Annotated in this window: 12 protein-coding genes; 5 read left to right on the top strand and 7 right to left on the bottom strand. The window is 73.9% G+C overall.

Annotated elements, in window-relative coordinates; all coding sequences use genetic code 11:
- Window positions 1-46 precede the first annotated feature (46 nt).
- Window positions 47-1279, bottom strand: coding sequence for an AI-2E family transporter (locus tag DVA66_RS02695; RefSeq protein ID WP_114558653.1), 1233 nt, complete (start codon window positions 1277-1279; stop codon window positions 47-49).
- Between the two features lie 66 nt (window positions 1280-1345).
- On the opposite strand from DVA66_RS02695, the gene DVA66_RS02700 reads away from it, so the two are divergent.
- Together DVA66_RS02700 and msrA are read left to right on the top strand one after the other, a co-directional pair.
- Complete coding sequence (locus DVA66_RS02700) at window positions 1346-2056, top strand: uracil-DNA glycosylase (protein ID WP_408608885.1); 711 nt, start codon at window positions 1346-1348, stop codon at window positions 2054-2056.
- A gap of 57 nt (window positions 2057-2113) precedes the next feature.
- Window positions 2114-2728 (top strand): peptide-methionine (S)-S-oxide reductase MsrA, encoded by a 615-nt coding sequence (msrA, locus tag DVA66_RS02705; protein WP_114558669.1) that lies wholly within the window; start codon window positions 2114-2116, stop codon window positions 2726-2728.
- Between the two features lie 51 nt (window positions 2729-2779).
- Here the strand turns inward: msrA and DVA66_RS02710 are convergent, their stop codons facing one another.
- Complete coding sequence (locus tag DVA66_RS02710; protein WP_157973793.1) at window positions 2780-3208, bottom strand: pyridoxamine 5'-phosphate oxidase family protein; 429 nt, start codon at window positions 3206-3208, stop codon at window positions 2780-2782.
- Window positions 3209-3281: 73 nt separating this feature from the next.
- Here DVA66_RS02710 and DVA66_RS02715 point away from each other — a divergent pair, with 73 nt between their 5' ends.
- Window positions 3282-4061 (top strand): SDR family oxidoreductase, encoded by a 780-nt coding sequence (locus DVA66_RS02715; RefSeq protein WP_114558656.1) that lies wholly within the window; start codon window positions 3282-3284, stop codon window positions 4059-4061.
- Window positions 4062-4103: 42 nt separating this feature from the next.
- On the opposite strand, the gene DVA66_RS02720 is transcribed toward DVA66_RS02715, so the two are convergent.
- Window positions 4104-4673: a nucleotidyltransferase family protein gene (locus DVA66_RS02720; RefSeq protein ID WP_114558657.1), complete on the bottom strand. Its 570-nt coding sequence runs from the start codon at window positions 4671-4673 to the stop codon at window positions 4104-4106.
- Window positions 4674-4691: 18 nt separating this feature from the next.
- On the opposite strand from DVA66_RS02720, the gene DVA66_RS02725 reads away from it, so the two are divergent.
- A complete protein-coding gene (locus tag DVA66_RS02725; RefSeq protein WP_114558658.1) occupies window positions 4692-5480 on the top strand; it encodes an endonuclease/exonuclease/phosphatase family protein in 789 nt (262 codons plus the stop codon).
- A 21-nt stretch (window positions 5481-5501) separates the two neighbouring features.
- Here the strand turns inward: DVA66_RS02725 and DVA66_RS02730 are convergent, their stop codons facing one another.
- Genes DVA66_RS02730 through DVA66_RS02745 form a run of 4 tightly spaced genes read right to left on the bottom strand, consistent with a single transcriptional unit; the run spans window position 5502 to window position 8254 of the window.
- Window positions 5502-6503 (bottom strand): NAD-dependent epimerase/dehydratase family protein, encoded by a 1002-nt coding sequence (locus DVA66_RS02730; RefSeq protein ID WP_114558659.1) that lies wholly within the window; start codon window positions 6501-6503, stop codon window positions 5502-5504.
- A gap of 48 nt (window positions 6504-6551) precedes the next feature.
- Window positions 6552-7109, bottom strand: a complete 558-nt coding sequence (locus DVA66_RS02735) for an isochorismatase family protein (RefSeq protein WP_114558660.1) — start codon at window positions 7107-7109, stop codon at window positions 6552-6554.
- 52 nt (window positions 7110-7161) lie between these two features.
- Window positions 7162-7497, bottom strand: coding sequence for a hypothetical protein (locus DVA66_RS02740; RefSeq protein ID WP_114558661.1), 336 nt, complete (start codon window positions 7495-7497; stop codon window positions 7162-7164).
- 25 nt (window positions 7498-7522) lie between these two features.
- Window positions 7523-8254, bottom strand: a complete 732-nt coding sequence (locus tag DVA66_RS02745; protein WP_232821714.1) for a M50 family metallopeptidase — start codon at window positions 8252-8254, stop codon at window positions 7523-7525.
- 82 nt (window positions 8255-8336) lie between these two features.
- Between DVA66_RS02745 and DVA66_RS02750 the strand changes: the two genes are divergently transcribed.
- The gene (locus tag DVA66_RS02750; RefSeq protein WP_114558671.1) at window positions 8337-9356 is read left to right on the top strand and encodes a LacI family DNA-binding transcriptional regulator; all 1020 of its coding nucleotides are present in this window, start codon (window positions 8337-8339) and stop codon (window positions 9354-9356) included.
- The last annotated feature ends 269 nt before the right edge of the window (window positions 9357-9625 follow it).

The following is a 9625-nucleotide window of genomic DNA, read 5'->3' on the forward strand; positions in this document are numbered from 1 at the left end:
GGAAGGCCGCTTTCCTCATCTCAGGGGACGCTCGGGGGTGACCCTCTCAGGTGGTCGGCTCCTCCGCCGGTTCGGGCAACGCGAGCCGGCCGAAGTCGTCGCCACGGACCAGCGTGGAGACGAAGCTCTGCACGAAGGCCAGCACCGGGATGGCGATCAGACCACCGACGATGCCGCCCAGGGTGATCCCGACGGTGATGGCGAGGATCACCGCCAGCGGGTGCACCGAGACGGCCTTGCCGAGCAGGAACGGCTGCAGCACGTTGCCCTCCAGCTGCATCACCAGGATGACCCCGCCCAACATGATCAGCGCCTGCACCCAGCCGACGGCCACCAGCGCCACCGCCACCGCGACGAACCCGGTGACCACCGCGCCGACGATCGGCACGAACGCGCCCAGGAAGACCAGCGCGGCCAGCGCCGGCGCCAGCGGCACCTGCAGCACCAGGGCCACCACCAGCACGCCGACCGCGTCCACCAGGGCGACCAGCACGGTGGCCCGGACGTAGGAGATCAGCGAGGTCCAGCCGGTGCGCGAGGCGACGTCCACCCGCTCGCGGGCCGCCCTGGGCACGAACCGCAGCACCGCGTTCCAGATCCGGGGACCGTCGTAGAGGAAGAAGAACAGCGCGAACAGCGCGATGGCCAGACCGGCGAAGAAGCTGCCGACCGCTCCCCCGGCGGTCTGCGCCCAGCCCAGGAAGGTGTCCTGGGAGCTGCGGGCCCAGTCGACGATGCGGTCCTCGAACTGCTGGATCTGGCCCGCGTCGACGGGCAGCGGACCCTCCTGCAACCAGGTGAGGAAGGTCTGCACCCCGGCCAGCGTCTGGTCGTAGAGCTCACCGGAGGCCTGCACGATCTGCTGGACGATCAGCGCCAGCACGCCGACCACCACCAGGAACCCGCCGACCACCCCGAGCGTGACGGCCAGGCCCCGCGGCCAGCCGTGCCGGGTGAGGAGACCTATCAGCGGCTGCAGCAGCGCGGCCAGCAGCAGCGCCACCGCCACCGGGACGGTCACCCCCGAGAAGTAGGTCATCGCCCAGCCCAGACCGATCACCAGGGCGGCGATCGCCAGCAGCCGCCAGGACCAGCCGGCGGCGACCCGGATCCCGAACGGCACCGCCCGGCCGAAGTCGCCGGTGCGTTCGGTGAACGGGGTGGCCGCCTTGGCCTCCTGCACGGCCGGGTCGGCCGCGGCCGCCTGCATCGCGGCCTGCTCGCGCTCGGCCTTCTGGATCGCGCCGCGACGAGCGGCCTCCTCGCGTCGTGATGCCATGGCCGCAGTCTGTCACCCCGCCCCGGCGGGTGGGCGCAGCGGAGCGAGCGTGGCACCATGCGGCGGGTGAGCCCACGACCCCTGCACGAGCTCGTCGCCCCGGACTGGGCCGAGGCCCTGGCGCCGGTGGCCGACGAGATCGTCGCGCTGGGCGACTTCCTCCGTGCCGAGGTCGCCGCCGGCCGCGGCTACCTGCCGGCCGGACCGGACGTGCTGCGGGCCTTCCGGCTGCCGCTGGCGACGGTCCGCGTGCTGGTGGTCGGCCAGGACCCCTACCCCACGCCGGGGCACCCGGTCGGGCTGTCGTTCTCGGTCGCCCCCGACGTCCGGCCGCTGCCGCGCAGCCTGGTCAACATCTACACCGAGCTCCAGGCCGACCTCGGCATCCCGCCCGCCGAGCACGGCGACCTCACCGCCTGGTTCGAGCAGGGGGTGCTGCTGCTCAACCGGGTGCTCACGGTGCAGCCGGGCCAGCCGGCCTCGCACCGGGGTCGCGGCTGGGAGCGGGTCACCGAGGTGGCGATCCGGGCGCTGGTGGCCCGGGGCGGCCCGCTGGTGGCACTGCTGTGGGGCCGGGACGCGCAGTCGCTGCGGCCCCTGCTGGGCGACGTCCCGGTGGTCGCCTCGGCACACCCGTCACCGCTCTCGGCCAGCCGCGGGTTCTTCGGCTCGCGCCCCTTCAGCCGCATCAACGAGCTGCTGGCCGCGCAGGGCGAGGCGCCGGTGGACTGGCGGCTCGACGGCGGGAATCAGCCGACGTCGGCGGCGTTGTCCTAGGTGCACAGCGACCCCAAGGAGAGAAGCTTGTTCGAGCGCCTGTTCGCCCAGCAGTCCATGGTGGAGCCCGACCGGGCCCTCCCAGGCCGGGACACCCCCGTCCTCACCGGGCAGCACGTCCACGAGGTCCTCGGGACGCCCCTGGAGCCGGTGCCCGCCGGGTCCGAGGTCGCCTACCTCGCCCTCGGCTGCTTCTGGGGCGCGGAGAAGCTGTACTGGCAGCTGGACGGGGTCACCTCGACCGCGGTCGGCTACCAGGGCGGCTACACCCCCAACCCGACGTATGAGGAGACCTGCTCCGGACGCACCGGGCACGCCGAGGTGGTCCGGGTGGCCTACGACCCGTCCCGGATCGGCTACGCCGACCTGCTGAAGGTGTTCTTCGAGAACCACGACCCCACCCAGGGGATGCGCCAGGGCAACGACTTCGGCACCCAGTACCGCTCGGCGATCTACACCGCCGACGAGGCCCAGGCCGAGACCGCCCGCCGGGTGCGCGAGGAGTTCCAGGCCGAGTTCAGCCGCGCGGGCTACGGCGAGATCACCACCGAGATCGCCCCCGCCGGCCCGTTCTACCTGGCCGAGGAGTACCACCAGCAGTACCTGGACAAGAACCCGAACGGCTACTGCCCGATCCACGCCACCGGCGTGACCTGCAACCCGGGCGCCTGACTCCCCCGGCCGCGCCGTCCGGCCGCTGCCGGGCGGCGCGGCGTCCGGGCGTCAGGCCAGGGTGAGGTCGGCGCCCAGCCACCGCGTCGGCCGCAGCACGACCACCACCTCCGAGGACAGCGTCTCGTCGCTGCGGGCGTGCTCCAGGTAGGCCTCCAGGGCCTCGCCCTGCAGGTAGCGGCTCGCCATCGCGCGCTGGTCGTCCGGCGTGCTGGGGCGCTCCTCGACGAGGCGGCAGGCCACGCTGACGTAGCGGACGCGCGGTTCGACCGTCTGCGTGACCAGCGTGCACGTCCCGGTCGAGCGGAGGGCGGCGGCCTTGCGGGAACGCGGGCCGGTGAGCACCCAGACGTCGCCGCCGGGCGTGTAGTGGTACCAGATCGGCACCGCCAGCGGCGGCCCGTGCGGCTCGGGGACGGCGATCACGCCGACGTGCGGTGCGGCGAGGAACTCCTGCTTCTCTGCCTGGCTCAACCTCATGCTGGTCACGCTAGGGCGGGCCACCGACAACCCCGCCGCCGGACGCCCGCGGCGCACCTGCTGGGATGGGCCCATGCTGAGCGACAGAGTGGCTTTCGTGACAGGAGCAGGGTCCGGGATCGGCGCGGCGTCGGCCCGGCTGATGGCCCGCCAGGGCGCCGCCGTGGCGCTGGTGAGCCGCACCGCCGAGGAGCTGGAGGAGCTGGCCGAGCAGATCCGCGGCGACGGCGGGCGGGCGCTGCCGGTGAGCGGCGACGTCAGCGACGAGGAGTCGGTGGTCGAGGCCTACGCCAAGGTGCTCGAGGAGTTCGGACGGCTGGACGTCGTGGTCGCCAACGCCGGCGTGAACGGCCGCTGGGCCGGGATCGAGGACCTCACCGCCGACGACTTCCGCTCCACCCTCGACATCAACCTCACCGGCACCTTCCTCACCATCAAGCACGCCGTGCCGCACCTGCGCCGCCAGGGCGGCGGCTCGGTGGTGGTCGTCGCCTCGGTCAACGGCACCCGGATGTTCTCCAACACCGGCGCCACCGCCTACTCCAGCAGCAAGGCCGGCCAGGTCGCGATGACCAAGATGCTCGCGGTCGAGCTCGGCCCGTCCAAGATCCGGGTCAACGTGGTCTGCCCCGGGGCGATCGACACCGACATCAGCGACAACACCCAGGCCGACAACGCCGACGTGATGATCCCGGTCGAGTTCCCCCACGGCGCCATCCCGCTGACCGGGACGGAGTCGGGCTCGGCCGAGCAGGTCGCCGACCTCATCACCTTCCTCGCCTCCGACGCCGCCAGCCACGTCTCCGGCTCGGAGATCTGGATCGACGGGGCGCAGTCGCTGCTCCAGGGTTGAGAGCCCGGACGGGGTAGGTGCCGCGGGTCCGGCCCGCGGCGCCTACCCCGACGCCGGACCGCTGATCCCCAACCGGTCGGTGAGCAGCAGGAAGGCCTCGGCGAACGGCTGGTCGTGCGCCTCGTCGCGCAGCCGGCCCCAGTCCAGCTGCTCCCGGACGGCCCGGGCCACCCCGAGCAGGGGTGCCAGGTCGCAGTAGTGCTCCGACAGCGAGCCGAGCTTGGCCGCCATGATCTGCGTCGGCGGCATCACCGGGATCCGCAGCCCGAGGATCTCCTGCTCACCCGACGCGGTGATCACCAGGGAGTCGACGGGGTGGCCCTGGAGCCGGTGCAGCACGTCCACCATGGCGCCGTCCCGGTGGGCCTTGAACAGCCAGTCCTCCGGCGGACGCTCCACCTCGAACCCGGCGGCCGCGAGCGACTCAGCCGCACGCTCGACCTCGTCCTCGGGCACCGCGAAGTCGACGTCGTGGGTCGGCTCCGGCGCCCCGTGCACCCACAGGGCGTACCCGCCGGTGAGGGCGAACGGGACGCCGTCGGACTTCAGCGCCGAAGCCGCCGACCGCAGCGCGGCCCGCAGCCCGGGCTCGGTCTCGGGGTCGCTGCTCATGCTGGATACCGTCGGTTCATGCGTCTGGCCACGTTCAACATCCTGCACGGTCGCACCCCCGCCGACGACAGCGTGGTCCTCGACCGGCTGCGGGCGGCCGTCACCACCCTCGACCCGGACGTGCTCGCCCTGCAGGAGGTCGACCGCGACCAGCCCCGCTCCCACCTGGCCGACCTGACCGCGGTGGCGGCCGAGGCGATGGGTGCGGTGAGCTCGCGTTTCGCCGCCGCCCTCACCGGGACGCCCGGGGCCACCTGGCTGGCCGCCACCGAGCGGGAGGTGCCGGGCCAGGCGTCCTACGGCATCTCGCTGCTGTCGCGCTACCCCGCCCGCAGCTGGCAGGTGCTGCGGCTGCCGCGGATCCGCCCGACCGTCCCGGTGTGGCTGCGCGAGCCGCGGAAGCTCATCTGGGTGCGGGAGGAGCCGCGGACCGCCCTGGTGGGCCAGTTCGACACCCCCGCCGGCAGCCTGGTGGTGGCCAACACCCACCTCTCCTTCGTCCCCGGCTGGGGCCGGCTGCAGCTGCGGCGGGTCCGCCGCGACCTCGCCACCCTGCCCGGGCCGGTGGTGGTGATGGGCGACCTCAACATGGCCGACGCACTGCCGGCGCAGGTCACCGGCTACACCCCGCTGGCCAGCCACCCCACCTTCCCGCTCGAGGAGCCGACCCGGCAGCTGGACCACATCCTGCTGCGCGGACGGCTCGGCGAGGTGGTGCGCAGCGAGGCGCCGCGGCTGCCGCTGTCGGACCACCGGGCGCTGGTGGTGGAGCTGCGTCCCGACGCCGGCCGGGACGTCTGGGGCTGAGGCCCGGCCGGCGCGGGGGCGTCAGGCGGTCGGGACGGTGCCGGCCCACTCGACCAGGCGGTCGAAGGCCGCGTCGAGGTCGGCGTCCACCTGCTGGCGGGAGGGGTCGGCCTCGTACCAGGCGACCTGGTCGGAGGCGGCCTGGTCGTAGCGGATCGTGGTGGCGAACTCGGGCACCAGGGCCTGGAGCTTCGCGCAGTCGAAGACCATCGAGTGCGCCTTGTCCCCGACCAGGCCGTCCCCCAGCGACGGGACCGCGCGGGCGATGGTCTCCGAGGCCACGTGCACCAGCTGCGGCTCCACCCCGGCCGCCGCGCCGAGCCAGGTGTAGATCTGGTCCCAGGTCGGGGCGTGGTCGCCGGTGATGGTGAAGGTGTCCCCGATCGCGGCGGGGTGGCCGAGCAGCCCGACGAAACCGACCGCGAAGTCCTCGGTGTGGGTGAGCGTCCACTGGGTGGTGCCGTCGCCGTGCACCACCACCGGCTTGCCGGCGCGCATCCGGGCCACGTCGGTCCACTGCCCGCTGGTGGGGATCAGGGTGTGGTCGTAGGTGTGGGAGGGACGGACGATGGTGACCGCTGCCTCCCCGGCGCGACTGGCGCGCACCAGGACGTCCTCGCAGGCGATCTTGTTCCGGGAGTACTGCCAGAACGGGTTGTGCAGCGGGGTCGACTCCGTCACCGGCAGCCGGGCCGGCGGCTTCTGGTAGGCCGAGGCCGAGCTGATGAAGACGTACTGCCCGGTGCGTCCGGCGAAGGTGCGCAGGTCGGCCTCGACGTGGTCGGGGGTGAAGGCGCGGAACTGGGCCACCGCGTCGAACTCACGGTCGCCGACCGCGGCGGCCACCGCGGCCGGGTCGGTGGCGTCGGCGGTCAGCCGCTCCACCTCGGCGGGCAGCTCGCGGGTGGTCGAGGTCCCCCGGTTGAGCACGGTCACCCGGTGGCCACGCTGCACCGCGAGCCGGACGCTCGCCGCGCTGATGATGCCGCTGCCGCCGATGAAGAGCACGTCGAGTGGGTTCATGGGCCCGATGCTGCCAGCACCCCGTGCCGCCGTGGTCGGCAGGGCCGCTCAGGAGCCGAAGCGGACCTCCTCGGTGGTCACCGTCGCGCCCTCTCGCCCGGGGGCACGCGAGAAGCTCCAGTAGAGGTTGGTGTAGGCGATCGCCTGCTCCGGGCCGATCGGGGATCCCCAGGGCCGCAGGTCCTCGGTGGTGTGGGCGTCGGCGACCAGGGTCGCGGCGTAGCCCCGGGTCAGCGCCCCGTGCAGGGTCGAACGGATGCATGCGTCGGTCTGGGCACCGCAGACCACCAGCCGGCCCACCTCCAGCCCGGCCAGCACCTCCTCCAGGTCGGTCTCCTCGAAGGCGTCGCCGTAGCGCTTGTGCACCAGCGGCTCCTGCTCCTCGCGCTGCAGCTCCTCGACGTACTGCCACGCCTCCGAGCCCTGCGGCATCTCGTCGTCGGAGTGCTGCACCCAGACCACCGGGACGTCGGCGGAGCGAGCCCGCGCGACCAGGGTCGCGATGTTGGCGACGACCGCCCCGCGGTCGTGGGCCTCGGCGACCACCCCGCGCTGCACGTCGATGACGAGCAGGGCGGTGCCGGGGCGCTCGGTGGGTCGGGTCACATCGTCCTCCTCGGATCTGGTGGGCAGCACGCCGGGACCTGGTCCTGACTGCTCAGGGCCTCCACCGACGCTGCCGGTGGCGGTCGACGAGGAGGTGCTGCGCCGCCGCGCTCACCGCGGTCACCGACAGCACCGCCGGCCAGGCCCCGAGCACCTTCGCCAGCGGGTGCGAGGCACCGAACCCGAGCAGGTAGAGCGCACCGAGGGCGACGGTCATCCCGGGCCCGCGCTTGGCCATGGTGGTCCGGCCGGCCAGCGCGCCGGCGGCCGCCAGCAGCAGCCCACCCAACGGCCGGATGCCCGACTCGCGCGCGGTGAGGAACCCGCCGACCAGTCCGAGCGCCACCACCGGCGCGGTGCTGACCTGCTCGGCCGGGGTGAGCGTCATGCCGTCCTTCGCCATGGCGGGCAGCCTACGACCCCCACCACCGCACGAACCACTCCCGCAGCGGCAGCACCAGCGCCGCCCCGGCCACCGTCGCCGCCGTCGTCACGAGCAGGAAGAGCAGCTGCCACAACCGCTCGGGCACACCGGTCAGCCGGGCCAGCTGGCCGGCGTCGGAGCCCGGGTGCCGACCCGTGGCGAGCAGCTCGACGACCGGGCGCGGGGCCGCCAGCAGCAGCACCCAGCACAGCAGGTGGGCCAGCCAGGACAGCAGCTGCGCATCCAGCGTCCAGGTGGCCGCCCCGAGCGCCCCGCCGACCGCCAGCAGCACCAGCAGCCCATACAGGTTGCGGATCTGCAGCAGCATCAGCGCGAGCGCCACCAGCAGCACCCACAGGAACGCCACCGCCCGCCCGGTGCCGAGCACGGCCGCCGTGGCCACGCCGAGCACCGCCGCGGCCGGGTAGCCGGCGAGCAGGGTGGCCACCATCCCCGGGCCCCGGGACGGGCCGCGGGAGACCGTCAGCCCGGAGGTGTCGGTGTGCAGCCGGATGCCGGCCAGGCGGCGTCCGGTGAGCAGGGCCACCACCGCGTGGCCGGCCTCGTGGACGATGGTGACGAGCATCCGGGTGAGACGCCACAGCGGCCGCGGCACCACCAGCACGGCCGCGACCAGCAGCAGCACCAGCTGGTGCTCCAGGGACGGCACCGGTTGCACCTGCTGCACCCGCCGGACGATCTCGCTCAGCACCTCCTGCACGCCCCCACCCTCTCGCCCCCGGACAACCCGGCACCGGACGGCGCGCTGCTCCTAGACTCCCGCGGGGGCGAGGAGGTGCGTGGTGCGGGCAACGGTGAAGGACGTCGCCAGGCTGGCCGGGGTCTCCCCCAAGACCGTCTCCAACGTCATCAACGCGACCGTCCCGGTGGCCCCGGCGACCCGGGCGAGGGTCGAGCAGGCTCTGGCCGAGCTGGACTACGTGCCCAACCTCGCCGCCCGGGGGCTGCGCAACGGCCGGACCGGGGTGGTGGCGCTCGCGCTGCCCGACCTGGCCGCGCCCTACTCCGCCGCGGTGGTGCAGGCGTTCGTCCGGGTCGCCAAGCAGCGGGGGACGACCATCCAGGTCGAGGAGACCGGCACACGCGCCGACCGCGAGGCCGCGCTGATCAACCGGGCCCGCGAGCAGCTCGTCGACGGCCTGGTGCTGAACCCGGTGCACATCGACCTCTCCACCATCCAGCAGGCCGACTCGCTGCCGCCGCTGGTGCTCATCGGCGAGGTCGAGCTCCCGAGCGTCGACCACGTCGGGATCGACCAGGCCGCGCTGCGCACCCTGGTCGAAGGTCTGCTGCGTGCCGGACGGCGCCGGGTGGCCGTCCTCGGTGTGATGGCCTCGGCCACCTCCCAGCTGCGGCTGGCGGCCTACCGCGACACCCTCCGCGCGGCCGGCATCGAGCCCGACCCGGCCGATGAGATCCCCAGCGCGCACTGGAACAGCCGGGGCGGTCACGACGCGGTGCTCGCGCACCTGGCCTCCGGGGCGCAGCCGCCGGACGCCGTCGTCTGCTTCAACGACAGCCTCGCCCTCGGCGCGATGGGCGCCCTCGCCCGGGCCGGGCTGGACATCCCCTCGCAGGTGGCGGTCTCGGGGTTCGACGACCTGGAGGTCGGCCGCTGGACCCACCCCTCGCTCAGCACCGTCACCTTCGACCACGAACAGCTGGCGGCCACCACGCTCGACCTGCTCGCGGCCCGGATCGCCGACGGTTCCCGTGCCCCGCAGCGCCGCACCATCGCCTCCACCCTCGTCCTGCGCGACAGCACCGGCCCGCTGCCGCTCGACGACCTGCCGACCGGCTGAGCCTCCCCAGCGGATCCGAGCCACCCCTTGACGTCCGCTTACAACGATGTAACGGTAAGCGCTGTCAAAGCCACGACGTTGTGGAGGACCCACCCCATGAGCACCCATCTCCGGGTCGCCCGTGCCCGGCGGCGCCACCCCGCCCCGCACCGCGCGCCGGTCGACCGTCCCACCCCGGACCCGGGCGGACGACCGTGACCGCCACCGAGCTGGCCCGACCGCAGGAGGTCGGCGTCCCCGCCCCGGCGCCCGCTGCCCGCCGTCGGCCG

This window comes from Desertihabitans aurantiacus (assembly GCF_003344635.1).
Lineage (GTDB): Bacteria > Actinomycetota > Actinomycetes > Propionibacteriales > Propionibacteriaceae > Desertihabitans > Desertihabitans aurantiacus.

Bases quoted from the DNA above. Each gene is read 5' to 3' on its own strand.
- DVA66_RS02695 (WP_114558653.1), bottom strand. From the start codon at position 1,279: ATGGCATCACGACGCGAGGAGGCCGCTCGTCGCGGCGCGATCCAGAAG.
- msrA (WP_114558669.1), top strand. From the start codon at position 2,114: ATGGTGGAGCCCGACCGGGCCCTCCCAGGCCGGGACACCCCCGTCCTC.
- DVA66_RS02710 (WP_157973793.1), bottom strand. From the start codon at position 3,208: ATGAGGTTGAGCCAGGCAGAGAAGCAGGAGTTCCTCGCCGCACCGCAC.
- DVA66_RS02715 (WP_114558656.1), top strand. From the start codon at position 3,282: ATGCTGAGCGACAGAGTGGCTTTCGTGACAGGAGCAGGGTCCGGGATC.
- DVA66_RS02720 (WP_114558657.1), bottom strand. From the start codon at position 4,673: ATGAGCAGCGACCCCGAGACCGAGCCCGGGCTGCGGGCCGCGCTGCGG.
- DVA66_RS02725 (WP_114558658.1), top strand. From the start codon at position 4,692: ATGCGTCTGGCCACGTTCAACATCCTGCACGGTCGCACCCCCGCCGAC.
- DVA66_RS02730 (WP_114558659.1), bottom strand. From the start codon at position 6,503: ATGAACCCACTCGACGTGCTCTTCATCGGCGGCAGCGGCATCATCAGC.
- DVA66_RS02740 (WP_114558661.1), bottom strand. From the start codon at position 7,497: ATGACGCTCACCCCGGCCGAGCAGGTCAGCACCGCGCCGGTGGTGGCG.